This is a genomic window from Brevundimonas sp. 'scallop' (genome assembly GCF_011045535.1).
GTDB classification, from domain to species: domain Bacteria; phylum Pseudomonadota; class Alphaproteobacteria; order Caulobacterales; family Caulobacteraceae; genus Brevundimonas; species Brevundimonas vesicularis.
Window position 1 is genome coordinate 993,327 of record NZ_CP039382.1, and the last position, 24,388, is coordinate 1,017,714.

28 protein-coding genes and 1 pseudogene are annotated in these 24,388 nt (G+C 67.8%); 21 read left to right on the top strand and 8 right to left on the bottom strand.

Features of this window, described 5'->3' with window-relative positions:
- Window positions 1-53: 53 nt before the first annotated feature.
- Window positions 54-227, top strand: a complete 174-nt coding sequence (locus tag E4341_RS04865) for a hypothetical protein (protein ID WP_165115604.1) — start codon at window positions 54-56, stop codon at window positions 225-227.
- 42 nt (window positions 228-269) lie between these two features.
- On the opposite strand, the gene E4341_RS04870 is transcribed toward E4341_RS04865, so the two are convergent.
- Window positions 270-2,123 (bottom strand): ABC-F family ATP-binding cassette domain-containing protein, encoded by a 1,854-nt coding sequence (locus tag E4341_RS04870; protein WP_165115606.1) that lies wholly within the window; start codon window positions 2,121-2,123, stop codon window positions 270-272.
- Between the two features lie 175 nt (window positions 2,124-2,298).
- On the opposite strand from E4341_RS04870, the gene E4341_RS04875 reads away from it, so the two are divergent.
- From E4341_RS04875 to E4341_RS04925, 11 genes are all read left to right on the top strand, one after another.
- A complete protein-coding gene (locus tag E4341_RS04875) occupies window positions 2,299-2,637 on the top strand; it encodes a multidrug efflux SMR transporter (RefSeq protein WP_055803632.1) in 339 nt (112 codons plus the stop codon).
- 40 nt (window positions 2,638-2,677) lie between these two features.
- On the top strand, window positions 2,678-3,139 hold the full coding sequence (locus E4341_RS04880; protein WP_082503429.1) for a YcgN family cysteine cluster protein: 462 nt from the start codon (window positions 2,678-2,680) through the stop codon (window positions 3,137-3,139).
- Between the two features lie 23 nt (window positions 3,140-3,162).
- Complete coding sequence (locus E4341_RS04885; RefSeq protein WP_165115608.1) at window positions 3,163-3,693, top strand: hypothetical protein; 531 nt, start codon at window positions 3,163-3,165, stop codon at window positions 3,691-3,693.
- Window positions 3,611-4,837 carry a DNA-packaging protein gene (locus E4341_RS04890; RefSeq protein ID WP_165115610.1) on the top strand — a complete coding sequence of 409 codons (1,227 nt, stop codon included), beginning with the start codon at window positions 3,611-3,613 and terminating at the stop codon, window positions 4,835-4,837. The genes E4341_RS04885 and E4341_RS04890 overlap by 83 nt, the downstream gene beginning before the upstream one ends.
- Before the next feature lie 32 nt (window positions 4,838-4,869).
- On the top strand, window positions 4,870-5,157 hold the full coding sequence (locus E4341_RS04895) for a hypothetical protein (RefSeq protein ID WP_165115612.1): 288 nt from the start codon (window positions 4,870-4,872) through the stop codon (window positions 5,155-5,157).
- A complete protein-coding gene (locus E4341_RS04900; RefSeq protein ID WP_165115614.1) occupies window positions 5,157-6,284 on the top strand; it encodes an SGNH/GDSL hydrolase family protein in 1,128 nt (375 codons plus the stop codon). Before E4341_RS04895 ends, E4341_RS04900 begins: the two co-directional genes overlap by 1 nt.
- Window positions 6,285-6,322: 38 nt before the next feature.
- Window positions 6,323-6,781: an acyltransferase gene (locus E4341_RS15640; protein ID WP_165115616.1), complete on the top strand. Its 459-nt coding sequence runs from the start codon at window positions 6,323-6,325 to the stop codon at window positions 6,779-6,781.
- Window positions 6,748-7,413: an acyltransferase gene (locus E4341_RS15645; protein ID WP_165115618.1), complete on the top strand. Its 666-nt coding sequence runs from the start codon at window positions 6,748-6,750 to the stop codon at window positions 7,411-7,413. The genes E4341_RS15640 and E4341_RS15645 overlap by 34 nt, the downstream gene beginning before the upstream one ends.
- A gap of 126 nt (window positions 7,414-7,539) precedes the next feature.
- Window positions 7,540-8,712: a phage portal protein gene (locus E4341_RS04915; protein ID WP_165115620.1), complete on the top strand. Its 1,173-nt coding sequence runs from the start codon at window positions 7,540-7,542 to the stop codon at window positions 8,710-8,712.
- Window positions 8,709-8,939 carry a hypothetical protein gene (locus E4341_RS04920; protein ID WP_165115622.1) on the top strand — a complete coding sequence of 77 codons (231 nt, stop codon included), beginning with the start codon at window positions 8,709-8,711 and terminating at the stop codon, window positions 8,937-8,939. The genes E4341_RS04915 and E4341_RS04920 overlap by 4 nt, the downstream gene beginning before the upstream one ends.
- Window positions 8,936-9,343, top strand: a complete 408-nt coding sequence (locus E4341_RS04925) for an HK97 family phage prohead protease (protein WP_165115624.1) — start codon at window positions 8,936-8,938, stop codon at window positions 9,341-9,343. The genes E4341_RS04920 and E4341_RS04925 overlap by 4 nt, the downstream gene beginning before the upstream one ends.
- On the opposite strand, the gene E4341_RS04930 is transcribed toward E4341_RS04925, so the two are convergent.
- Complete coding sequence (locus tag E4341_RS04930; protein WP_165115626.1) at window positions 9,330-10,145, bottom strand: hypothetical protein; 816 nt, start codon at window positions 10,143-10,145, stop codon at window positions 9,330-9,332. The genes E4341_RS04925 and E4341_RS04930 overlap by 14 nt on opposite strands.
- Before the next feature lie 6 nt (window positions 10,146-10,151).
- Complete coding sequence (locus E4341_RS04935; protein WP_165115628.1) at window positions 10,152-10,478, bottom strand: hypothetical protein; 327 nt, start codon at window positions 10,476-10,478, stop codon at window positions 10,152-10,154.
- A 167-nt stretch (window positions 10,479-10,645) separates the two neighbouring features.
- On the opposite strand from E4341_RS04935, the gene E4341_RS04940 reads away from it, so the two are divergent.
- The 8 genes and pseudogenes from E4341_RS04940 to E4341_RS04975 all read left to right on the top strand — a co-directional run bounded on the left by E4341_RS04940 (window position 10,646) and on the right by E4341_RS04975 (window position 17,791).
- Entirely contained in the window at window positions 10,646-11,884 is a 1,239-nt protein-coding gene (locus tag E4341_RS04940; protein ID WP_165115630.1) for a phage major capsid protein, read from the top strand.
- Between the two features lie 203 nt (window positions 11,885-12,087).
- Complete coding sequence (locus tag E4341_RS04945; protein ID WP_165115632.1) at window positions 12,088-12,354, top strand: head-tail connector protein; 267 nt, start codon at window positions 12,088-12,090, stop codon at window positions 12,352-12,354.
- Window positions 12,355-12,608: 254 nt separating this feature from the next.
- Window positions 12,609-12,983: pseudogene (locus E4341_RS04950) on the top strand (hypothetical protein); the annotation flags it as partial.
- A gap of 32 nt (window positions 12,984-13,015) precedes the next feature.
- Window positions 13,016-13,276, top strand: coding sequence for a hypothetical protein (locus E4341_RS04955; protein ID WP_165115634.1), 261 nt, complete (start codon window positions 13,016-13,018; stop codon window positions 13,274-13,276).
- A gap of 90 nt (window positions 13,277-13,366) precedes the next feature.
- A complete protein-coding gene (locus tag E4341_RS04960; RefSeq protein ID WP_165115635.1) occupies window positions 13,367-14,293 on the top strand; it encodes a DnaJ C-terminal domain-containing protein in 927 nt (308 codons plus the stop codon).
- A gap of 46 nt (window positions 14,294-14,339) precedes the next feature.
- A complete protein-coding gene (locus E4341_RS04965; RefSeq protein WP_165115636.1) occupies window positions 14,340-15,500 on the top strand; it encodes a phosphoserine transaminase in 1,161 nt (386 codons plus the stop codon).
- A 75-nt stretch (window positions 15,501-15,575) separates the two neighbouring features.
- On the top strand, window positions 15,576-16,871 hold the full coding sequence (locus tag E4341_RS04970; RefSeq protein WP_066552375.1) for an adenylosuccinate synthase: 1,296 nt from the start codon (window positions 15,576-15,578) through the stop codon (window positions 16,869-16,871).
- 107 nt (window positions 16,872-16,978) lie between these two features.
- Complete coding sequence (locus E4341_RS04975; protein ID WP_165115637.1) at window positions 16,979-17,791, top strand: response regulator; 813 nt, start codon at window positions 16,979-16,981, stop codon at window positions 17,789-17,791.
- A gap of 47 nt (window positions 17,792-17,838) precedes the next feature.
- Here E4341_RS04975 and rpoH read toward each other — a convergent pair whose 3' ends face one another.
- Both rpoH and E4341_RS04985 read right to left on the bottom strand, forming a co-directional pair.
- The gene (gene rpoH, locus E4341_RS04980; protein WP_026108409.1) at window positions 17,839-18,726 is read right to left on the bottom strand and encodes an RNA polymerase sigma factor RpoH; all 888 of its coding nucleotides are present in this window, start codon (window positions 18,724-18,726) and stop codon (window positions 17,839-17,841) included.
- A 230-nt stretch (window positions 18,727-18,956) separates the two neighbouring features.
- Complete coding sequence (locus E4341_RS04985; RefSeq protein WP_165115638.1) at window positions 18,957-19,976, bottom strand: RluA family pseudouridine synthase; 1,020 nt, start codon at window positions 19,974-19,976, stop codon at window positions 18,957-18,959.
- 83 nt (window positions 19,977-20,059) lie between these two features.
- Between E4341_RS04985 and E4341_RS04990 the strand changes: the two genes are divergently transcribed.
- On the top strand, window positions 20,060-20,695 hold the full coding sequence (locus E4341_RS04990; protein ID WP_165115639.1) for a DUF2799 domain-containing protein: 636 nt from the start codon (window positions 20,060-20,062) through the stop codon (window positions 20,693-20,695).
- A 9-nt stretch (window positions 20,696-20,704) separates the two neighbouring features.
- On the opposite strand, the gene fba is transcribed toward E4341_RS04990, so the two are convergent.
- The 3 genes from fba to gap all read right to left on the bottom strand — a co-directional run bounded on the left by fba (window position 20,705) and on the right by gap (window position 24,304).
- The gene (gene fba / locus E4341_RS04995) at window positions 20,705-21,790 is read right to left on the bottom strand and encodes a class II fructose-bisphosphate aldolase (protein ID WP_055803694.1); all 1,086 of its coding nucleotides are present in this window, start codon (window positions 21,788-21,790) and stop codon (window positions 20,705-20,707) included.
- A 144-nt stretch (window positions 21,791-21,934) separates the two neighbouring features.
- Complete coding sequence (gene pgk / locus E4341_RS05000) at window positions 21,935-23,131, bottom strand: phosphoglycerate kinase (protein ID WP_165115640.1); 1,197 nt, start codon at window positions 23,129-23,131, stop codon at window positions 21,935-21,937.
- Between the two features lie 165 nt (window positions 23,132-23,296).
- Window positions 23,297-24,304, bottom strand: coding sequence for a type I glyceraldehyde-3-phosphate dehydrogenase (gap, locus tag E4341_RS05005; protein WP_165115641.1), 1,008 nt, complete (start codon window positions 24,302-24,304; stop codon window positions 23,297-23,299).
- Window positions 24,305-24,388 lie beyond the last annotated feature (84 nt).

Genomic DNA, 24,388 nt, shown 5'->3' on the forward strand with positions numbered 1-24,388 from the left:
GGGCCTTTGGCGCAGCCTCGTCAGCCACGACAAAGCCGGTTATCGTCCGCCCCATGAAACGGCTCACCCCCTTCGGCGTCCTGTTGATCTTTGGCCTGATCGGGCTTTTGACGGGCAAGTTCGGCCTGTGGTTTGCGTTCGGCCTGGTCGCCTGCATCGCCGTCAGCGTGATGCAGAACCGGGGCGCGGCGAAGACGCCGCCCGGGGATCCGGACAGTCAGGGTTAGGCCCTAAAGCCGTCCTCGCCAAAGTGACGAGCCGTTCGGTCTCTATCCCGCCAGGGCCGCCTTCTTCTCTTCCAGCTCCAGCCATTCCAGTTCGGCGGATTCCAGCTCGGCGCGGGCTTTCTCGGCAGCCTTCATGGCGGCGTCGAAAGCCTTCGGGTCGCGGGCGTAGAGGCCGGGGTCGGCCAGGGTCGCATCGTGTTTGGCGATGGTCGCGGGCAAGGTGTCGATGAGGGCTTCCAGCTCCTTCAGGCGGTGGGCGTCCTTGAAGGAGAGTTTGGCGGTCTTCTTGGGGGCGACGGCGGGCGGGGGCGCCGCGGCGGCGCGCTGGGCGGCGGCCTTGTCCTGGGGGCGGGGGTTCGAACCGGGCTGAAGGAAGCCGGGGTTCTGGCGGATGAAGTCGGTCCAGCCGCCGGGGGTCTCGACGATGTCGCCGCGCCCGTTCAAAGCCAGGGTCGAGGTGGACAGGCGGTCGATGAAATCGCGGTCGTGGGAGACCAGGATCAGGGTGCCGTCATAGCCCTCCAGCAGCTCTTCCAGCTTGTCCAACGTGTCCATGTCCAGGTCGTTGGTCGGTTCGTCGAGGATCAGCATATTGGCCGGCTTGGCCAACGCCCTGGCCAGCAGCAGGCGGTTGCGCTCGCCGCCCGACAGGGTCGAGATCGGCTGGCGAAGCTGGGCCTCGGAGAACAGGAAGTCCTTGGCGTAGGCGGCGACGTGTTTGGACACGCCGCGCACCAGAATGCTGTCGCCGCCGCCCGGGGTCAGGGCGTCCCACAGGGTCATGTCCGACTTCAGCCCCTCGCGCGACTGGTCCAGATAGACTGGCTCGAGGTTCGCGCCCATGCGCACCGTACCCTCGTCGGGCGCGAGTTCGCCCAGCAGGGTCTTGACCAGGGTGGTCTTGCCCGCGCCGTTAGGACCGACGATGCCCAGACGGTCGCCGCGGATGATGCGGGTGGTCAGGTCCTTGAACAGGGTGCGGCCGTTGAAGCCCTTTGAGACATGCTTGATCTCGGCGACCAGCTTGCCCGAGGTCGAGCCGGAATCGACGCCGAGATACAGTTCGCGCGGCACGTCCTTCATCTTCTCGGCGCGTTCGGCGCGTAGCGCCTGGAGCGAGCGGGCGCGGCCCTCGTTGCGGCTGCGGCGAGCGGTGATGGAGGAGTAGAAGGTGGCGGTCTCACGCTCGATGGTCTTGGTCAGGCGGCGCAGGGATTCGGCCTCTTCCTCCAGCACCTTGGAGGACCATTCGTCGAACTCGACGAAGCCCTTGTTCAGGGTGCGGACGCGGCGGCCTTCCAGCCAGTGGACGGTGTTGGTGACGCGGTTCAGGAAGGCGCGGTCGTGGCTGACGACCAGCAGGGCGAACCGGGCCTGAATCAGCTCGTTCTCCAGCAGTTCGATGGCCAGGATGTCGAGGTGGTTGGTCGGCTCGTCCAGCAGCAGCAGGTCGGGTTCTTCGGCGAAAGCCTTGGCCAGGGCGGCGCGGCGGGTTTCGCCGCCAGACAACCCTTGCGTCGACTTCGCCGGGTTCAGGCCGAAGGTCTCCAGCCAGCTTTCGGCCGTCCATGTCTCGGCCTCGCCCGACGACGCATAGTCCAGCAGGGTCCACTCCTTTGTCGCCCTATCGCGGGCGCTACTTGAGGGCGGGCTGAGATCCGGCTCTTGCGGCACATAGGCGAAGCGGACGGCGGACTGGATGGAGCGGTCGCCGCTGTCCGGCTCGATCAGGCCCATGACGACCTTCATCAGGGTGGACTTGCCCGCGCCGTTGCGCCCCACCAGGGCGGCGCGGCTGCGCGGTTCGACCGCAAGGTCGACGCCGTCGAAGAGGGGGCGCTGGCCGTCCTGAAGACGGACGTCCTTGAGTGCGACGAGAGGGGGTCTGGCTGCCATGTGACTTTCGATCCTCTCGGGCGACGCCGGAGAGGGAAACCGCGCACAGCGCGGCGGAGGGGGGCGGAAACGGGTGTGATCTAAGGGGTTCAGGCCCATTTCGCCACTGGAAAGGCGATACGAGCCGCAGGCTGTGGATTTGCGGCCGGGCGTCGGGCCGGGCTATGGGCCTGTCATGAGCATGATCACCTGGGCCGCGCTGCTGGGCGCCATCGCGCTGGAGGTGGCGGGCACGACGATGCTGCAGGCCTCGCAGCAGTTCACGCGGGCCTGGCCGACGGCGGGGATGGCGGTCTGCTACGGCCTGGCCTTCTATCTGCTGTCGATCGCCTTGCGGCAGATGCCGGTGGGGATCGCCTATGCGATCTGGAGCGGGTTGGGGGTGGTGCTGATCTCGGTGATCGGGACGGTGGTGTTCCGCCAGAGGTTGGACCTGCCGGCGATGGTCGGGCTGGCGATGATCGTCGGCGGAGTGGTGGTGATAAACCTGTTCTCCAAGACGGTCGGGCATTGAGGCTGTGACAAGCGGCGGCGCGGCGCGTATGAGGCGCGCCATGCAGCCCTACTGGGAAACCAAGACCCTGGCCGAGATGTCGCCTTCCGAGTGGGAGGGGCTGTGCGACGGGTGCGGGCTGTGCTGCGTGATCCGGTTCGAGGATGAGGATACGGGCGAGGTCATTCCGACCCGGGTGCATTGCAAGCTGTTCGACCCCGACGCCTGCGCCTGTTCGGACTATGCGAACCGCAAGGCCCAGGTGCCGGACTGCATCAAGCTGACGCCCGGAAACATCGAGGCGTTGGAGTGGATGCCCAAGTCGTGCGCCTATCGCCGGCTGCACGAGGGGCGGCCGCTGGCCAAATGGCATCATCTGATCTCGGGCAGTCGCGAGACGGTCCATACGGCGGGCGTGTCGGTGCGGGGCCAGACGATTTCGGAGCTGTCGCTGGCCGAGCCGGAAGATGCGCTGGATTTCGAGGCGCCGGAATGGACGGTCGAACGCGGCCGGGAGCGATAGGGTAGCACCCCCTAGCCAGCGCAATGACGCTGGTTGAAAGGCTGAGAAAACAAGCCATTGGCGAATTGTGTGGGCGTTCTTCCGGCCTGAGGACGCTGGTCCGCTATGGTTTGGGCATGACGGGAAATCGGGAAGACGGAGAGGGCGGCTGCGGCGCGCGCGAGACGGCTGCGTCCTGCGCCGGGTGGATGGAGCCCCTGTTCCTGATGATGAAGGCCAAGATCGAGGAGACGGCGAAAAGCGTCTGCGAGACCGACGTCAAGGACGCCGCCGTCGCCGAGAAGGTCGCGCGCCAGATCGGGGTGATCGCGCGGTCGGCCAAGGCGGTCGAGGCGATGCGACTGCTGTGCCTGAGCGACAACGAAGAGGACGAGATGGGTGGACGAACCTACGACCCCGCCGAGGACGAGCGAATCCGACGAGAGTTGCTCGTCGAATACGAGCGGATCGACAGCATCATCGAGAGAAAGGATGCTGAAGCAGCTGAACGGGCGCGAGCTAAGGCTGAAGCGCAATCATGCGCGGCTGCTGGAGCACCAACACAAGCCGCGTGACCTCGACCTGCGGACCTGGCTTCTGTTGGGGGGACGAGGGTCAGGCAAGACTTTCGCCGGGTCGGTCTGGATCGACAAGATGGCGCGAAAGACACCCGGCGTCACCCTGGCGCTGGTCGGCCCCGCTCTGCACGATGTGCGCGAGGTGATGGTGGAGGGGGCGTCGGGGATCAAGGCGCTGGCGGAGCCGGGCGACCGGCCGCGTTGGGAAGCGGGGCGGCGTCGGCTGGTGTGGAAAAATCAGTCGGCGGCCTATGCGTTTTCGGCCGAGGATCCCGACAGTCTGAGGGGGTCGCAGTTTCATGCCGCCTGGGCGGACGAATTCTGCGCCTGGCGACGGCCGGAGATGGTGCTGTCGAACCTGAGGTTCGGACTACGGCTGGGGGCCTCGCCGCTGCTGGCGGTGACGACGACGCCCCGGCCGATCCCTGCGCTGAGGCGGTTGATGGCCGAGGCGGGGACGGTGACGGAACGGGCGGCGACGGCGCTGAACGCGCAGAACCTGTCGCCCGGCTTTCTGGCGCATCTGAACGACGTCTATGGCGGGACGCGGCTGGCGGCGCAGGAGCTGGAAGGCGTGGTGGTCGAGGGCGAGGGCGCCCTGTTCCGCATCGCGGATCTGAAACGGGCCAGAGGCGCGCGGCCGGTCGAACTGGACCGGATCGTCGTGGCGGTGGATCCGCCGGCGACCGCGACCGGAGACGCCTGCGGCATCGTGGTCGTGGGGCGAAAAGGTCGCCAGGCCTTCGTACTGGCCGACCGGACGGTGCAGGGACGCTCGCCCCAGAGCTGGGGCGGGGCGGTCAGCGCGGCCGCACGCGAGTTCGGCGCGCACGAGGTGGTCGCCGAGAGCAATCAGGGCGGCGACATGGTGCGCTCGGTTCTGGCCATCAGCGCGTGTCCTTGCCGGATCGAGATGGTCCACGCCTCGCGGTCCAAGGCGGCGCGGGCCGAGCCGGTGGCCCTGCTCTATGAACAGGGGCGGGTGGTCCACTGCGACGCCTTCCCGGCGCTGGAGGAAGAGATGCTGGCGCTGGGCATCGAGGGCGGACCCAGCCCGGATCGCGCCGACGCCCTGGTGTGGGCGATCACGCGGCTGATGCTGGGGCCGCAGTCGGCGGGACCGCGATTGCGGGGGCTTTAGAGCCTCAAGATTTCAACGACAGGAGAGACGATATGCCGGCCATTCCCGAGCGGGACGGATTGCTGAACCATGGGCGCGACGCGGGCGGGCCGGCGAGGCGCGCGGCGGCGGTCACGCCCAGCGATGCGGCCGATCTGACGACCTACGCCAAGGCGCTGTATGTCGGCGGGGCGGGCAATGTCCGTGTGCTGACGGCCGGGGCAGAGGACGGGGACGCCGTGACCTTCGCCAACCATCCGGTGGGGTGGTTGCCGGTGCAGGTGCGGCGGGTGCTGGCGACCGGCACGACGGCGACGCAGATCGTGGCGGCCTTCGACTGATGTCGGGGGTCGAGATCGGAGCGGCGACGGCGGCGCCGGGCGGGGTTCTGGGGAGAGCGCGGTTCTCCGTGCTCGACCTGCCCGTCTGGTCGGCGGCGGTCAGGACCATGCAGGCGGGCGGGCGCGAGGCGCGGCTGCTGTGCATCGGCGACAGCGTGACCCAAGGCTATGGCGGGGTCTCGGGCGGCTGGACGCCGAACGGTCGGGCGAGCGCCTGGCCCGAGCGGCTGGCGGGGATGATGAGCGGGCGGGGCCTGCCGGCCTCGGCGGCGTCGGTGGCGGGCGCGGGGGCGGCGGATGGGGCCAGCGGAGGCTATCCCGCCTATGATCCGCGGGTGACGATGGGCGCCGGGTGGGGCGTAAACGCCCTGACCGGGATGGGCGGCAAGCTGTTCTCGGGTGCGGCGTCGTCGACGGGCGTGTGGAGCTTTCAGCCGGACCGGCCGGTGGATCGGTTCGACCTGTGGGCCGTGATCAATACGGCGCTGGGGGTGCTGACGGTCGAGACGGACGGCGCAGTGCGGGCGACGGTCAGCACCACCAAGGCGGCGTCGATGGAGGTCACGACCGTGGCCTTTCCCGAGACCGCCGGGCCGGTGAGCGTGCGCTGGGCCTCGGGCGGGGCGGTGTTCATTGCAGGCGGGTTTGCGTGGCGGTCAGATGTGCGCCGGACGCGGGTGATCAACGCGGGATGGGGCGGAGCCCGGATCGCGGACTGGATCACGACGGACCAGCCGTACCGGGCCTATGGGTCTATCCCGGCGGCGGCGCCTGATCTGTCGGTCGTGTGTCTGACGATCAACGACTGGAACGCGGGGACGGCGGTCGCGACCTACAAGACCGGGCTGGGGACGCTGGCGGATCGGTGCCTGACGACGGGGGACGTGCTGCTGATGACCGGATGTCCGTCGGACCCGGCCCAGGGCAAGGCGAGCTATGCCGCGCAAGCCGCGTTGCGGGACGCGGTGTTCGAGGTGGCGGCGACCCGGGGCTTGGCGGCGCCCATCGACGGGACGGCCCTGTTCGGCGGGGGTTTCGCTGGCGGCCTGATGTTCGATTCCGTCCATCCCAATGCGGCGGGCCAGGCGAAAATCGCCGAGGCGGTGCGGGCGCGCGTGATGATCTGAGGTTGTCTCGCGCGCTCGCGCGGTGGTAACCGTGGCGGATGGGGGAGCGGTTCTATGGGGTGCAGGCGCTGCGGTTCGCGGCGGCGACGGCGGTGGTCGTCACGCACGCCGTGGATCTGGCCGGGACGCGGCTGGGGCTGGGGCTGGAGACGGCGCTGGCCGGCGGGACGCTGGAGAACTTCGGCGCCGTGGGCGTGGACGTGTTCTTCGTCATCAGCGGCTTCATCATCGCCACGACCACGCGGGGGCAGGCGGGCGTCGAGGCGGCCGGCGCGTTTTTGTGGCGGCGGTTTCGGCGGGTGGCGCCGATCTATTGGCTGCTGTCGCTGCCGATCCTGATTGGCATGGCGCGGGGCGGGACGCTGAGCCCGGAGGTGGCGGCGGCCACGTTCCTGTTTTGGCCGTTCAGCGGACTGGAGATGACGTTTCCGGCGCTGGGGCCGGGTGGACCCTGTGTTTTGAAATGCTGTTCTACGTCGGGTTCGGCCTGGCCATAGCGGGTGGGGCGATGGCGGGCGGCCGGCGGGTCGGCTGGGGGCTGGTCGGGGCCTATGCAGTGATGCTGGCGGTCGGATTGGTCGTGGCGGCGCCGGTGCTGAGGTTCTGGGGCGCGCCGATCATTCTGGAGTTTCTGCTGGGCGTCGGGATCGCCTCGGTTTGGCGGTTCGCGCCGCGTGGGTTGGCGCTGTGGGCGGTCGGTCTGGCGCTGGTCGGGTTCGGGTTGAGCCTGGTCTTTGGCTATGGCGGCATCGACGATGTGCGGGCGCTGAACGATCCGTGGAACGGGTTGAGGCGCGTGCTGATCTGGGGGTTGCCCAGCGCCCTGCTGGTGTTCGGCGTGGTGCGGATGGAGCGGACGGATCGGGCGCCGGGGCGGCTGGCGCGGGCGGCAGCCTTCATGGGGGATGCGTCCTATTCGATCTATCTGGTCCATGTGCTGGTCATACGGGCCTTGGGGCGGATGTTCGAGAGCGGGATGGTCGCCCTGCCGGGAGATGCGGTGGTGGGGCTGACTGTGCTCGCCAGTCTGGCGGCGGGGGCTGTCGTCCACGTCTGGATCGAGCGGCCGTTGTTGCGGCTGATGACGCCCTCTCCCGCTGGGAGAGGGCTTGAGCGTCCGAGAGCGTAGCGATCGGTCAACGCGAAAGGGTGAGGGTCGCGCTCGTGCGGACTGGCACGCCGGCCGACCCTCATCCGGCTCTTCGAGCCACCTTCTCCCACTGGGAGAAGGGACAAGAAATCTGAGGAGATTGCGATGGTTTCGATCCGGTGGCCGTTCGGCCAGGCGGGGCGCGTGCGCGCGCCTGAGGGCAAGGAGAGCCGGGCGGGCGGGGTGATCGCCTTGTCGGGGGTGGGGCGGCCCAGGTGGACGCCCAACGACTACGCCAGCCTGGCGCGCGAGGGGTATCAGAAGAATGCCGTGGCCTATCGCTGCATCCGCATGATCGCCGAGGCGGCGGCGGCTGCGCCGTTCGCGGTGTTCGTGGACGGGGCGCGCGACGATGCGCATCCGCTGGCGAAACTGATGCGTCGGCCCAATCCCGAGCAGTCGGGGGCGGAGCTGATGGAGGCGGTCTATGGCGCGCTGCAGGTGTCGGGCAACGCCTATGTCGAGGCGACCGGCGATGCGGACGGGGACGGGGCGCCGGACGAGCTGTGGGCGCTGCGGTCGGATCGGGTGAAGGTGGTTCCGGGCCGGTCGGGCTGGCCCGAGGCGTGGGATTATTCCGTGGACGGACGGTCGATGCGGATCGGGCGGGCGGCGGACGGCTGGGCGCCGGTGATGCACCTGAAGCTGTGGCACCCGCTGGACGACTGGTACGGGCTGTCGCCGCTGGAGGCGGCGGCGCAAGGGGTGGATGCGCACAATGCGGCGGGCGCATGGAACAAGGCCCTGCTGGACAATGCCGCGCGGCCGTCGGGGGCGCTGGTCTATGGGGCGAAGAACGGCGAGCGGCTGACGGACGGGCAGTTCGAGGCGCTGAAGGATCAGTTGTCGAACGTCTATGCAGGGGCGACCAACGCCGGGCGGCCGATCCTGCTGGAGGGCGGGATGGACTGGAAGCCGCTGAGCCTGACGCCGGCGGAAATGGATTTCACAGCCGGCAAACATGCGGCGGCGCGCGAGATCGCCCTGGCCTTCGGGGTTCCGCCGCAGCTCCTGGGGATTCCGGGCGATGCGACCTACGCCAACTATCGCGAGGCCAATGCGGCCTTCTGGCGACAGACGGTGATCCCGCTGGTGAGAAAGGCGGGGGGCGCGATGACGGGCTGGCTGGGCGAGCGGTTCGCGGGGTGCGAAATCCGGGCGGACCTGGATGCAGTCTCGGCGCTGCAGCCCGAGCGTGACGCCCTGTGGGCGCGGCTGGAGGCGGCGAGCTTCCTGACGGACGAGGAACGTCGGCGGATGGCGGGGATGGGGGCATGATCGAACATCAGATTCGACGCGTGCCGACTGCGCTGCTGATCGCCGTCGTTGTGCAGACGGTGGGCGGCCTGGTCTGGGCCGGGGGCGCCGCGGCGCGGATCGCGACGCTGGAGCAGCGGGTCGGGGAGCAGCGGCTGGTCGCCGAACGGCTGGCGCGGCTGGAGGTCCAAGGCGAGGCGACGGCGGCGGCGGTGGAACGGATCGAGCGTAGGTTGGAGGGGAAATGAGCGCACTGGCCATCGAAGGCTACGCCTCGCTGTGGGGCGTGGCGGATCTGAACGGGGACGTGGTGCAGGCGGGGGCGTTTGCGGACAGTCTGGCCAAGACGGGGGCTGAGGGGGTGCGAATGCTGAACCAGCACAATGCGCGCGCACCGGTCGGGGTCTGGGAGCAGATCGTCGAGGATGCGCGCGGTCTGTTCGTGCGCGGCCGGATCGAGGACTGGTCGGCCGAGGCGCGGTTCGCCGGGGCGTTGAGCCGGGCCGGGGCGCTGGATGGGCTGTCGATCGGCTACCGCACGGCGCGGGCCCGGCGTCAGGGACGGCTGCGCGTGCTGAGCGCGGTCGAGCTGTGGGAGGTGTCGCTGGTGACGTTTCCCATGCTGCCGGGGGCGCGGTTCAGTTTGGCTTGAGCGCCTGGAAAGCGCCGTTGCGGTCGAGGGTTTCGGCGAGGGCGGCCATCTGGGCGCGGCCCTTCTTGCCGTGGAGATAGCGCAAGGCCCAGCCGGCGAGCACCAGGCCGAAGATCCAGCCGACGTGCAGCATCAGGTTGGCGAACAGGATGAAGACGGCCGCCAGCGCATAGGCGCCGAGATAGACCAGGGCCAGCTGGCCGCCGCGCGACGCCGTGGGGTTCGACAGGCCGGCGATGATCTCGGCCAGGCCCGGCGAGGCGGCGGCGGACGGCAGGGCGTGATCGGAGGACTTTGACGCCGGTTGGGACGCGGGTTTGGATTGCTTTTGCGGCGTGGCCTGGGCGGCGGGTGCAGCGGCCGGTCGGGCGGGTTTTGGCCTGGGCGGGATCGGATCCGGCGTGCGCCGGGCGGGACGGAACAGGATCGAGCGGCCGGCTTCGTCGACGGTGAAGACCTCTTCGAAGGCGGTGGTCGAGAAGTCGATGGCGCGGGTGTCCTGGCCATAGCTCTGGCCATGCAGGGCCGTCAGCCGGCCTTGGCGCAGCTCGATCTGGAAGCCGACGGGGTCGGGCAGGCCGGCGACCATGGCATGGACGGTGCCGAACAGGCCGGTGGCGTCCGGGTTGGCGGTCGCGCGGTCCGCGTCGACGACGATCTGGGAATAGAGGCCGGCGCCGGTGTTGCGACGCAGGCCCGGCGAACTGGCGGCGACCTGGGCGCGCAGGTCCGGCACGCTGTCGCCCATCTGCCAGATCATGGCGTCCATGACGGCGCTTTCGAGGGGCGTCAGGTGGGACATGGGGCGCTAGGACGACTTGGATGCAGCGTTGCGACGCAGCATCAAAACCACGATGCCGAGGATCAGGACGAGTATGGCGATCTGCGCCGCGCGGTAGGGCAGGCCGCTTTCGCCCTCAGCCTCGGCGCCGCGATGCAGAGCGGTCAGGACGATATCGGCAATCGTGTAGACGATGACCGGAAGGCCGATGGCCGCCGCCCATGGCCAGCGGGCCACACGTCGCGGCCCTGCTGAAAGCGTGCCGGGCGGAAAGAGGATCGCGAAAAGGATCAGCGCGGCTGCATGAAGCAGCGGGCTGTAGAGATCGGCTTCGACGAAGATCGGCGCGGGCATGAGGCGAGCCTAGCGGTCGCCAGAAGCCGCCGCAATCACAGGTTTCGGGTGGTCGATGACGGCCGCTCGCGAAATGGGAAGGTCGAGACGCGGCCGCCCCCTCCACCGCCTTCGGCGGTCCCCCTTCCCCCGCATCGCGGGGGAGGATCGTTTCAGCAGGAGACACCATGAAAGAGACCAAACAGGCTTCGGGCCAGCCCGAGGCGCGCGATGTCGTGCGCGAGATGATGGCGGCGTTCGAGGCGTTCAAAGGGGCGAACGACGTCCGGCTGGACGAGATCGAGAAGAAGGCGGCGGCCGATGTGCTGCTGGAGGAGAAGGTGGCGCGTATCGACCAGGCGGTCGCCTCGGCCCAGGCGCGCCTAGATCGGGTGATGAGCCAGAGCCGTCGGCCGGTGATTGGAGGCGAACCTGCCGAGCCGGCGTCTCCGCCCGAGGCGAAGGCGGCGTGGGACGGCTATCTGAAGACGGGTCAGTCTCCTCATCTGGCGGGCGGTCTGGAGGTCAAGGCGGGTCTGTCGGGCGGGGCGACCTCGGGCGGCTATGTCGTGCCGTATGAGACCGAGCGGGCCATCGAGCGGCGTCTGATGGCGGCCAGTCCGATGCGCGAGATCGCGACGGTGCGCACCGTGGCGGCCGGCGTGTTCAGAAAGCCGGTTTCGACGGCGGGCGTGGCCTGCGGCTGGGTGGCGGAGACCGCCGCGCGGCCCGAGACGGACCCGGCGACCCTGGCCCTGCTGGAGTTTCCGTCGGCCGATCTCTACGCCAATCCGGCGGCGACGCAGGCGTTGCTGGACGACGCCATGGTCGACCTGGACGAATGGCTGGCGGCCGAGGTCGAGGACGCCTTTGCGGCGCAGGAAACCCAGGCCTTCGTCAATGGCGACGGGGTGAACAAGCCCAAGGGGCTGCTGTCCTATCCGACCGTGGCGGATGCGGGTCAGGCCTGGGGTCAGATCGGTTATGTGGCGTCCGGGGCGGCGGGCGGCTTTGCGGCGACCAGTCCGGCGGATCGCCTGATCGACCTGATCTACGCACCCAAGGCCCAGTACCGCCCGAACGGGCGGTTCGTGATGAACCGCAAGACGGTCTCAGCCGTGCGCAAGTTCAAGGACGCTGACGGCAACTATATCTGGCAGCCGGCGACGCGGTTGGGCGAGACGGCGAGCCTGCTGGGCTATCCGGTGACCGAGATCGAGACCATGCCGGACGTGGCGGCGAACAGTCTGTCGATCGCGTTCGGGGACTTCCAGCGGGGGTATCTGATCGTGGACCGGGCAGGGGTGCGGGTGCTGCGCGATCCCTATTCGGCCAAGCCCTATGTGCTGTTCTACACGACCAAGCGTGTGGGCGGCGGGGTGCAAAACTTCGACGCGATCAAAGTGATGAAGTTCGCCGCGACCTAGTCGCGCAGTGATGACGACTTTCCCTCCCCCTGCGGGGGAGGGTGGCTGAGGTGCAGCCGAAGTCGGGTGGGGACGGCCGGGCGATCGAAGTTAGGTCATCGACCAAGCGTGCGGCCTTGCCGGGCCGCCCCCACCCGGTCGCTGCGCGACCACCCTCCCCGGAGCGGGGAGGGAGAATTCCGAATCTGACAATGGAGATTGCCATGGCGCAGCCGGTGACGGTGGCGGAGGCGAAGCTGTTTCTGAGGGTCGAGCACGAGGTCGAGGACGGCTTGATCCAGACCCTGATCGCGGCGGCGCAGGCGAAGGTGGAGGGGGATGTGGGATTGAGCCTGACATCGACCTCGCCGGCGCCGTTGCGGCTGGCGATCCTGATGCTCGTCCTGCGGGCCTATGAGCGAGGCGAGGCGGTGGAGATCCAGCCGGTGGAGGGCTGGATCGCGCCATACCGCGTGGTGAGCCGAGGATGATCCACGCCTATTGGGGACGGGCGGTGGTCGAAAGCTGGATGGGCGTCTGGTGGCGAAGACGGCTGGCGGCCGTGTTCCGGTTTCCAATCCTCCACCGCGAAGCGGGGGAGGGGGACCGCGCGAAGCGGGGTGGAGGGGGCGAAAGTCGCACGGATTTTGGTGAAGCAGGATCAGAAGTCGGAGGTGCGGCCGCCCTCTCCACCACTTCGTGGTCCCCCTCCCCCGTGAACGGGGGAGGATTTTTGGAGGCATAGATGGCGCAAGTCGTTTTGAGCGCGGTCGGGCAGTCGGTTGGCGGGCCGGTCGGGCGGGTGATCGGCGCGACCCTTGGGCGGGCGATCGACAATCGGGTGGTGGGCTCGCTGGGTCCGGCGCGGCAGGTGGGGCCCAGGCTGGAGACACTGAAGGTTCAGGGCACGGCGGAAGGGGCGCCGATGGCCTGCGTCTTTGGACGGGCGCGGGTGACGGGTCAGGTGATCTGGGCGGCGCGGTTCCTAGAAAGCAAGTCCAAGGGCCGGGCGGGCAAGGGCGGTCCGAAGACGGTCGACTATGTCTATTCGCTGAGTTTCGCCGTGGCGCTTTGCGAGGGCGAGATCGACGGGGTCGGGCGGGTCTGGTCGAGACGTCGGCCGACGGTCTGAAGATTGGATGGACTCCAAGCGTGCGCCTGTTCGGCGACAGTTGGGATGGGGAACCGACAGCGGTCGATCCGATGCGGTTCCGGCTGCGCGTGTTTGATCATGACCTCTTGGCTCGGACGATGGAGGTCGAGGGGCGGTCGGCATCCTATTCTGCGGCCGACATGGCGGCGGACTTCCCAGAAGGCGTGACATCGACGGCGCGGATCGCCGTGGCGCAGTGGGGGGAGGGGTTTGGCTGGGGCCCAGAAGCTGAAGTCGAGGCGGAAATCCGGCCGGTCTGACGAAATAGGGCGGGTCCAGCCCTTTGCGCGGGGCGGGGCATGGCTTAACTGACGGCCTCTCGACCTTTTTCAGCTGGAGCGACAACGGACGTGGCAGGCGACCCCTACAAGGAACTGGGCGTTTCGAAGGGCGCGAGCGCGGACGAGGTCAAGAAGGCGTATCGCAAGCTCGCCAAGGAGCTTCATCCCGACAAGAACCCCGGCGACAAGATCACGGAGGACAAGTTCAAACGGGTGACGGCGGCCTTCGACATCCTGGGCGACAAGGAAAAGCGCGCCAAATACGACGCGGGCCAGATCGACGGCGACGGCAACGAACAGTACCGCGGCTTCGGCGGGGGCGGTCGCGCCGGCGGCAGCCCGTTTGGCCAGGGCGGCAATCCGTTCGGACAAGGCGGCGGGCCGGGCGGCCGGGCCAACTTTGAAGGCGTCGATCTGGACGACCTGTTCGGCATGTTCGGCGGGGCCGGACGTCAGCGCGGCGCGCGGGACTTCACCTCGCGCGGCCAGGACGTGAAGGCCACGCTGGACATCAGTCTGGAAGACGCCATCGCCGGGGCGACGCGGCGGATCCAGTTTTCGGATGGACGCACCCTGGACGTGACCATTCCCAAGGGCGCGTCGGAAGGCCAGACGATCCGCCTGCGCGGTCAGGGATCGCCGGGACGCGGGGCCGAGAACGGCGACGCCCTGATCGAACTGAGGATCGAACCGCACCCCATTTACAAGCGCGACGGCGCGGACCTGACCATGGACCTGCCGGTGTCGGTGCCCGATGCGGTGCTGGGCGCCAAGGTGCGGGTGCGGACGCCCGAGGGCGTGGTGCAGATGACGCTGCCGGCGGGATCGAACTCGGGCAAGGTGCTGAGGCTGAAGGGGCGCGGCGCTTTTGCGCAAGGCAGGCGCGGCGATTTGCTGGCTCGGGTCATGGTGACGCTGCCCGATGCGCCGGACGCCGAACTGACCCAGTTCGCCGAGGATTGGCGGGCCAAGCGGCCCTATACGCCGGGGCGGTGAGCGCGCTCAAGCCGCGCGAAACGCGGTAGCGCCGAAGGAAAAGAGCATGAGCACGAAGCCTGATGTGAAGCCGGCGCGGCCGTGGTTTTCGGCGGGGCCGACGGCGAAGCGGCCGGGCTATGCGCTGGGTGGATTGCCGTCTGATCTGCTGGGACGCGGTATTCGCGCGCCGGAGGTGGTCGAGCGGTTCGCGCACGGCCTTCGGCTGACGCGCGAGGTGCTGGAAGTGCCTGACAGCCACGTGATGCTTTATACGCCGGGGTCTGACACAGGTGCGGTCGAGGCGGCGCTGTGGGGCATGCTGGGCGCGCGGCCGGTGCAGGTCGTGGCGTTCGAGAACTTCGGCCTGACCTGGCTGGCGGACGTGAAGGATCATCTGGGGCTGGAGCCCGAGGCCCTGACGGCGCCGTGGGGCGAACTGCCGGATCTGAGCCGGGCCGACTGGTCAAAGGATGTGGTGTTTCCTTGGAACGGCACGACCTCGGGCGTGCGTGTGCCGGACGCCGACTGGATTGCCGACGATCGCGAGGGGCTGGCGATCTGCGACGCGACCTCGGCCGCCTTCGCCATGCCGCTGCCGTGGGACAAGCTGGATGTGGTGACCTTCAGCTTCCAGAAGGCGCTGGGCGGCGAGGCGGGCATCGGGGTGATGGTGCTGTCGTCGCGCGCGGTCGAGCGGCTGGATATGTACCGACCGGATCGGGCGATTCCCAAGCTGCTGCGGCTGACCGACGGCAAGGGACGGTTCGATCGGGCGCTGGCGGACGGGGTGGCGATCAACACCTTCTCGATCCTGACCATCGAAGACTGGATCGACGCCCTGGGCTGGGCCAAGGACATCGGCGGGTTGAGCGAATTGATCCGGCGGACAGACGCCAACTATGCCGCGTTGGCGGAATGGGTGGAGCGGACAGACTGGATCGCCTTCCTGCCGGATCGGCCGGAGATACGATCGACGACCTCGGTCTGCCTCAAGTTCACCGATGCGCGGATCGCCGCGCTGGACGACAAGGCGCAAAAGGCCTTCGTCATGCGGTTCAAGGCCCTGCTGGAAGGCGAAGCGGCCGTGTTCGATATGGAGCCGCACCGCAATGCGCCGCCTGGCCTGCGGCTATGGTGCGGCTGCACGGTCGAGACGGCCGATGTGATCGCGGCGACGCCCTGGCTGGAATGGGCGTTCGAGACAGCGGTCAGCGAAGTCGGATAAATCCGCCTGACGGGACGACATAAGACGATTCCCTCGCTATAGGCTGCGCCCGCATTCCAGTGCGGAGAGACGGTTTTGGCGAACGTAGCGGTGGTCGGCGCCCAGTGGGGCGACGAGGGCAAGGGCAAGATCGTGGACTGGCTGTCCAACCGCGCCGACATGGTCGTGCGGTTCCAGGGTGGTCACAACGCGGGCCATACGCTGGTCGTGGACGGCAAGGTCTATAAGCTGGCGCTGCTGCCTTCGGGCGTCGTGCAGGGCAAGCCGTCGATCATCGGCAACGGCGTGGTCGTCGATCCCTGGCATCTGGTCGGCGAGATCGAGAAGATCGCCGCCCAAGGCGTGGCGATCAGTCCTGAAATCCTGACCATTGCGGACAACGCCTGTCTGATCCTGCCCATCCACCCTGCGCTGGACGTGGCGCGCGAGGCGGCGGCCAGCGCGCCGGGCGCCAAGATCGGCACGACCGGGCGGGGCATCGGTCCGGCCTATGAGGACAAGGTGGGGCGTCGCGCCATTCGGGTTTGCGATCTGGCCAATGAAGACGACCTAAAGGTCAAGATCGACCGTTTGCGCTCGCACCACGATCCGCTGCGCGCCGGTCTGGGGCTGGAGCCGATCGATCCCGATGCGCTGCTGGCGTCTCTGTTGGAGATCGCGCCGAAGATCCTGCCCTATGTGAAACCGGCCTGGCGCGTACTGGATCAGGCGCAGAAGGACGGCAAGCGCGTGCTGTTCGAAGGGGCGCAGGGCGCCTTCCTAGACGTGGATCACGGCACCTATCCCTATGTCACCAGCTCCAACACCGTAGCCGGCCAGGCGGCGGCGGGGTCGGGCATCGGGCCGCGCGGCGTCGGTTATGTGCTCGGCATCGTGAAGGCCTATACGACGCGCGTCGGCGAGGGCCCCTTCGCCTGCGAACTGAACGATGAAGTCGGCGCGCATCTGGCGACCGTGGGCCGCGAGGTCGGGGTGAACACCGGCCGCGCGCGCCGCTGCGGCTGGTTCGACGCCGTATTGGTGCGCCAGTCCGTGGCGATCAACGGCATCGACGGCATAGCCCTGACCAAGCTGGACGTGCTGGACGGGTTGAAGACGCTGAAGATCTGCGTCGGCTACAAGGTCGATGGCGAGGTGCTGGACTATCTGCCCTCAAGCCTGAAGGCCCAGGGCGCGGCCGAGCCAGTGTTCGAAGAGCTGGAAGGTTGGAGCGAAAGCACCGCCGGCGTCCGCAGCTTCAAGGACATCAACGCCAACGCTATCAAATATGTGCGCCGGATCGAGGAGTTGATCGGCGCCCCAGTGGCCCTGCTGTCGACGAGCCCAGAGCGCGACGACACCATTCTGATGCGCGATCCGTTCCAGGGCTGAGGTCTTGGAAGGGGGCGGCGTGAGGCGGCGGACTACGCAGAAAGACCTATTCAACAGGTCTTAACCCGTGGGCGGTAAGGATAACGGCTCCAAACTCGGAGTCTGATGTGTTCGCCGCAAACGCCAGAACCATAAGCCGCATGGAGCCTGCGCTTCGTCGGGTGGTCATCGTGGACGCCAATCTGTCGTCGGCGCGACTGCTGACCGACATCATGAAGGGCATGGGCGCGCGCGAGGTCTATTCCGAGGGCGACGAGGAACGGGCGCTGGAGCTGCTGCGCGACGTCGAGCCGGGCGTGATCTTCACAGAACGGTCCGGAGACAGGCTGAACGGCGAGACGCTGGCGCGGCGCATTCGGCGCTCCAGCATGTCGTGCCGCATGTCGCCGATCATCATGGTGACGGGCGAGGCAACCGCCGCGGCGATCAAAGGCGCGCGCGACGCCGGCATCCACGAGTTCCTGAGAAAGCCGTTCACGACAGGCGACCTGTTCAAGCGGGTCGAGAATGTGACGTTGAAGCCGCGACCCTGGATCGAGGCCGTCGGCTATGTCGGGCCGGATCGTCGTCGGTTCAACTCAGGTGAATATTCGGGCGCGCGCAAGCGCCGCAGCGATGGCGCGGCCGGAGGCGGCGCCGCTGAAATGCGCGATCAGGCGTCGCGGATTCTGGTTTCGGCCATGTCGCAGTTCGAGCAGGACCCGTCGCAGGCGACGCGCGCCATTCGCCAGCAGGCCGAGACGCTGAACGGTCTGGCCATCAAGACGGCGGACGCCCGACTGGCGATGGCTGTGGCGACCCTGCAGGCCTATGTGGCCAGCGGTCAGGTGACGAAGGCCGGACTGGCCCAGCCCGTCGGAACGGTGGTGGCGGCTGCGAGAGCGGCCGACGATACGGCCCCAGTGGCGCGCGCGTCGTGACCATCGACGGTTCGCCGCGCCGTTGAGGGCGCAGCGAACCGAGTTGCTCAGGCGTCGACCAAGTTCCGCTCTTCGGCGGCGGCGCGCATGGCCTTTTGCAGCTTCTCGAAGGCGCGGACCTCGATCTGACGCACGCGCTCGCGCGAGACGCCATACTGGCCGGCGAGTTCTTCCAGCGTGACCGGATCGTCCTTGAGGCGACGTTCCGTGAGGATGTGCTTCTCACGGTCGGTCAGCTCTTCCATGGCCTCTTGCAGGAGGCTCATGCGGATGCCCTTTTCCTCGTCGTCGGCGAGTTGGGTTTCCTGAGACACGGCCGTGTCGTCGGCCAGCCAGTCCTGCCACTCGCTTTCGCCGTCGGCGCGCAAAGGGGCGTTAAGCGAGGCGTCGCCGCCGAGACGGCGGTTCATGTTGGTGACCTCTTCCTCCGTCACGCCCAGTTTGGTGGCGATGGCGGCGAGGTGTTCAGGATGCAGATCGCCTTCCTCGAATGCCGAGATCTGGCTCTTGGCCTTGCGCAGGTTGAAGAACAACTTCTTCTGCGCCGCGGTGGTGCCCATCTTCACGAGCGACCAGCTGCGCAGGATGTATTCCTGGATCGAAGCGCGAATCCACCACATGGCGTAGGTCGCCAGGCGGAAGCCCTTATCGGCGTCGAATTTCTTGACGGCCTGCATCAGGCCGACGTTGCCCTCGGAAATGACTTCGCCGATCGGCAGGCCGTAGCCGCGATACCCCATGGCGATCTTGGCCACGAGACGAAGGTGCGAGGTGACGAGACGGTGGGCGGCTTCGGGGTCCTGGTGCTCAGACCAACGCTTGGCGAGCATGAACTCCTCATCCTTGGTCAGCATCGGAAATTTGCGGATTTCCGTCAGATAGCGCGACAGGCCTTGTTCAGGCGACATCACCGCGAGCGTACTATTGGCAGCCATATACAGGTCCCTCCGACCGTCTTGAACGAGCGGGCTCTTCGTCATCGGCCACGGTGTGTGCGCCGACGTCTCACCCCTCAACCGGTAAAGTAGCGATGGGTTGCCGCCATTTTTAGAGGCGGATCGTCACACGAAAGCGTGACCGTGGCCCTGGCGCCACTCGCGCCGATCGACGTCCTATATAGAACTTTGTCAGTTGCTATTCAAGACCTGCCTACACGGACGGCTGTTCAGAGTTCGGCGAGCCGTGTTTCGAGACGCTGCATGTCGTACGGCGGCGCGGTCTCGAAGCGAAGCGCCTCGCCCGTGACAGGGTGGACAAAGCCCAGGACGGCGGCGTGGAGGGCCTGACGCTCGAGGGCCGCTTCTGCGATGGCGGTGCGAACGGGAATGGCTGGACTGCCTGAGCCATAGGTCGCGTCGCCAAGGATGGGCGCGCCTTTGGACGACAGGTGGACGCGGATCTGATGGGTGCGGCCGGTGTGCAGGGTGCAGGCGACACGCGCAGCCATGGGTGCGCCGCCAGCTTTCGCGGGCTGCCCGAAGGTCGCTTGGACGACATAGTCGGTGATGGCCTCGCGACCGCAGGCCTTGAGGACCGCCATCTTCTTGCGGTCGCCGGTGGAGCGCCCGATGCGGGTGTGGATACGGCCGGTCGCGGGCGACGGCGCGCCGCGTGTCAGGGCGATGTAGGTGCGCTCGATGTCGTGCGCAGCGAACAGGGCGGAGAGGCCGGCGTGGGCGCGGTCGGTCTTGGCGGCGACCATGACGCCGGAGGTGTCCTTGTCCAGCCGGTGAACGATTCCGGGGCGGGCGACGCCGCCGATGCCCGAGAGGCTGTCGCCGCAATGGGCCAGCAGCGCATTGACCAGGGTGCCGTCGGGCGTGCCGGGCGCGGGGTGGGCGGCCATGCCCGCAGGCTTGTCGATGACGATAAGGTCGGCGTCCTCGTAGAGAACGGTCAGGGGAATGGCCTGGGGCTGGGGCGTGGCCGGCGCGACGGGCGGCAGGGCGACGGCATAGAGGCCGGGCTGGGCCTTGGCGGAACCGCCGGTCAGGACCGCGCCATCGCGGCTGACGGCGCCCTCGGCCAGCAGGGCCTGGAGCCGGGCGCGCGACAGGGTAGGGAAGGCGCCGGCCAGGGCCTTGTCCAGGCGAACGCCGGCCGCGTCGATGCGGGCCTCCAGCACCTCGGCGGGGGCGCCGGTCGCGGGGTCTTCGTCTTCGTCGATCAGATCATGGGCGGACACGCCGTCTCCCTAGCACGACCGGCCGCTTGCGCGAGGGGCGCGGGTGAGGTGATAGTCAAGCTTGGGGGCGTAGGGGACATCCGATGAAGCGGTTGATGATCGCCGGGGGCGCGTTCGCCGCGGCGGCGCTGCTGAGCAGCTGCACGACCATGAGCAAGGACGAATGCCTCGCCGGCGCCTGGGGCGAGAAGGGCTATGCCGACGGGGCGTCGGGCTATCCGATGACGCGACTGGACGACCACGCCAAGGCCTGCGCCAAGTTTCAGATCGCACCCAACTCGGCCGCCTATGGCTCGGCGCGTGAGGATGGCTTGCGGACCTACTGCACCTTCCAGCGCGGCTGGGAGGAAGGGCGGGCGGGCAATGCCTATTATGGCGTCTGTCGGCCCGAGGAGGAGCAGGCGTTTCTGCCGGCCTATCGTGACGGCCGAACGCTGCATGAGGTCGAGGACACGTACGAAACGGCGGAAAGCGCCTCGAACAGCGCTGAGGCCCGGATCGAGAACCGCGAAGACAAGCTGGAGGCCAAGGAGCGAGAACTGCGCGGGGAGGGCCTGACGGACGAGGAGCGGGAGCGCATTCGTGACCGCATCCAAGAGGTCAGAGGCGAGATCCGCGATGCGCGTCGCAATGCCCGGGAGGCACGCGACGCGCTGGATCAGGCGGAATGGGACGTTCGCCGGGTGCGGCGTGAACTGAGCGGCCGCTACCCGGTCTAGGCGTCGGTCCTAGGCGGCCTTGACGGATGCGCCGCGGAAGGACGGATCGAGGTCGCCCGAGGCATAGCGTTTGGCCATCTGGGCGGTAGAGAGGGGACGGATCTTGGAGGCCTGACCCTCGCAGCCGAACTGCTGGTAGCGCTCCATGCAGAGCTTCTTCATCGCCTCCTTGGCAGGCTTCAGATAATAGCGCGGGTCGAACTCGCCCGGCTTCTCCATCAACGCCTTACGGATAGCGCCGGTGATGGCCATGCGGTTGTCGGTGTCGATGTTGACCTTGCGCACACCGTGCTTGATGCCGCGCTGGATTTCCTCGACCGGCACGCCCCAGGTCTGGGGCATTTCGCCGCCGTACTGGTTGATGATGTCCTGCAAATCCTGCGGCACCGACGACGAGCCGTGCATCACCAAGTGGGTGTTGGGCAGGCGGCGGTGGATTTCCTCGATCACGTTCATGGCCAGGACCTCGCCGTCCGGCTGACGCGTAAACTTGTAGGCGCCGTGGCTGGTGCCCATGGCGATTGCCAGGGCGTCGACCTTGGTGGCCGCGACGAAGTCGACGGCCTGATCCGGGTCGGTCAGCAGTTGTGAGTGGTCCAGCTTGCCCTCGAAACCGTGGCCGTCCTCGGCCTCGCCCATGCCGGTTTCCAGCGAACCCAGCACGCCCAGTTCACCCTCGACCGAGACGCCGCAGGCGTGGGCCATTTCGGTGACGCGACGGGTGACGTCGACGTTGTATTCGTAGCTGGCAGGCGTCTTGGCGTCCTCCTCCAGCGAGCCGTCCATCATCACCGAGGTGAAGCCGTACTGGATGGCGGTGGCGCAGGTGGCCGGGCCGTTGCCGTGATCCTGGTGCATACAGACCGGGATGTGAGGATAGAGCTCGGCCAGGGCGTCGATCAGCTTGGCCAGAACGATGTCGTTGGCGTAGTTCCGGGCGCCGCGCGAGGCCTGAATGATGACGGGGGCATTGACCTCATGGGCCGCCTCCATGATCGCCAGACCCTGTTCCATATTGTTGATGTTGTAGGCCGGCAGGCCGTAATCGTTCTCTGCCGCGTGGTCGAGCAGCTGTCGCAGCGTGATGCGCGCCATGGGGTAGTCTCCTGAGCCGAATAGTCTTTTTGGTTGGGCGAGAGATTAGACGTCGGACAGCGCGAAGTCACGCCGTGTTACAGCCGTTTCAGCGCCGATTTCGAAGACAGGATGCAGGCGTGATCCGCCTGCATCGCTGAGCCTTCAGGCGCGCAGGGCCTCGACGCCGGGCAGGGGCTTGCCCTCCATCCATTCCAGGAAGGCGCCGCCGGCCGTGGAGACGAAGGTCAGGTCCGCCGCGACGCCGGCATGACCGACGGCCGCGACCGTGTCGCCGCCACCCGCCACCGCGATCAGCGCGCCGGCCTTGGTGCGCTCGGCGACGTGCTTGGCGGCCGCGACCGTGGCGGCGTCGAAGGGCGGCACCTCGAACACGCCCAACGGGCCGTTCCAGATCAGGGTCTTGGAGCCGTCGATCGCGGCGTTGAGGCGCGCGACGGTGTCGGGGCCGGCGTCCAGGATCTTGTCTTCAGTCGAGAGGGCTTCGCCGGTCTTGACGGTGCGGGCCTCGGCGCCGGGCTTGACCTCGGTCGCCACCACGACATCGACGGGCAGCAGGATGTCGCAGCCCTTGGCTTCGGCTTCCGCCAGGATTTCGCGCGCCGTGTCCGCCATATCCTTTTCGGCCAGCGAGCCGCCGATATCGACGCCTTGGGCATAAAGGAAGGTGTTGGCCATGCCGCCGCCGATGGCCAAGGTGTCCAGCTTGCCGACCAGGTTCTTCAGCAGGTCGAGCTTGGTCGAGACCTTGGAGCCGCCCACGATGCCGACGACCGGCTTCTGCGGATTGCCCAAGGCGGCGTCGAGCGCGTCTAGTTCGCGGCGCATGGATTCGCCGGCATAGGCCGGGATGTGGTGGGCGACACCTTCGGTCGAGGCGTGGGCGCGGTGCGCGGCCGAGAAGGCGTCGTTGACGTAGAGATCGCCGAGATCCGCCAGCTTTTGGGCGAAGACCGGATCATTGGCCTCTTCCGCCGCATGGAAGCGCACGTTTTCCAGCAGGACCACGCCGCCCGCGTCTAGATCGCGAATGGCCTCGACTGCGTCGGGACCGATACAGTCGTCGGCGAAGCGGACGGGGGCGCCGAGCAGTTCTTCCAGCGGCTGGACGACGGGTTTCAGGCTCATCGACGGAACGCGCTGGCCCTTGGGGCGGTCGAAATGGGCCAGAAGAGCGACCTTGGCGCCCGCGTCGCGCAGGCGCTGGATCGTCGGCAGGGCGACCCGCAGACGGGTGTCGTCCGTGACCTTGCCGCCCTCCATCGGGACGTTGAAATCCACGCGGACCAGAGCCGTCTTGCCGGCAAGGTTCTTGGCGTCGTCGAGGGTGCGGAAGGTCATGATCGTTTCCCTGTCTCCTCCCTGTCGCAAAGCGATGGGGAGGTGGCGCGGCGCGCTTGCGCCGTGACGGAGGGGCTTTGGCCCCAAGTTCGGTGCGATGGAAAGAGCCCCTCCACCACTTCGTGGTCCCCCTCCCCACGGTGTGGGGAGGAGACTTTTGCGATCCTACAGGAACTTCGCCATCTGCAACGCCGTGTCGCTCATGCGCGTCGCGAAGCCCCACTCGTTGTCGTACCAGCTCAACACGCGGGCCAGCTTGCCGTCGACGACCTGGGTCTGGGGCAGGGCGGCGGTGGAGGAGGCGGCGATGTGGTTCAGGTCGTGCGAGACCAGCGGGTCGGTCGTCGTGAACAGGACGCCCTGCATCGGACCGTCGGCGGCGGCCTGAAGCGCCGCGTTGATCTCTTCGACCGTGACCTCGCGACCGGCGACGACCTTGAGGTCCACGACCGAGACGTTCGGGGTCGGGACGCGGATCGACGAACCGTCCAGCTTGCCCTTCAGCTCCGGCAGGACCAGGCCCAGGGCCTTGGCGGCGCCGGTCGAGGTCGGGATCATCGACAGGGCCGCGGCGCGGGCGCGGTACAGGTCCTTGTGCATCGTATCCAGCGTCGGCTGGTCGCCAGTGTAGGAGTGGATGGTGGTCATATAGCCGCGCTCGATGCCGAACAGGTCGTTCAGCACCTTGGCCACCGGGGCCAGGGCGTTGGTGGTGCACGAGCCGTTCGACACGACGATGTCGTCGGCGGTCAGGGTCTCGTGGTTGACCTTGTAGACGATGGTCTTGTCGGCGTTGTCGGCGGGCGCCGAGACCAGGACGCGCTTGGCACCAGCCTTCAGGTGGGCGCTGGCCTTGTCCTTGGAGGTGAAGATGCCGGTGCATTCGAAGGCGATGTCCACCTTCAGCTCGGCGTGCGGCAGATTGGCGGGATCGCGCTCGGCCGTGACCTTGATCTTGCCCGTGCCGACGTCGATCCAGTCTTCGCCCGACGTCACGGTGCCGGGGAAGCGGCCGTGGACCGAATCGTAGCGGAACAGGTGGGCATTGGTCTCGACCGGACCCAGATCGTTGATCGCCACTACCTCGATGTCCGTGCGGCCATGCTCGATGATCGAGCGAAGAACCAGACGGCCAATGCGGCCGAAACCATTGATGGCGACGCGAACGGTCATGGGAAGCTCCTCTGAACGGTAGGGTGTTGTGCGCTAGATATAGGTTGGCGTCTCAATGGAGCGGTCGCGGACTGGTTTCAACCC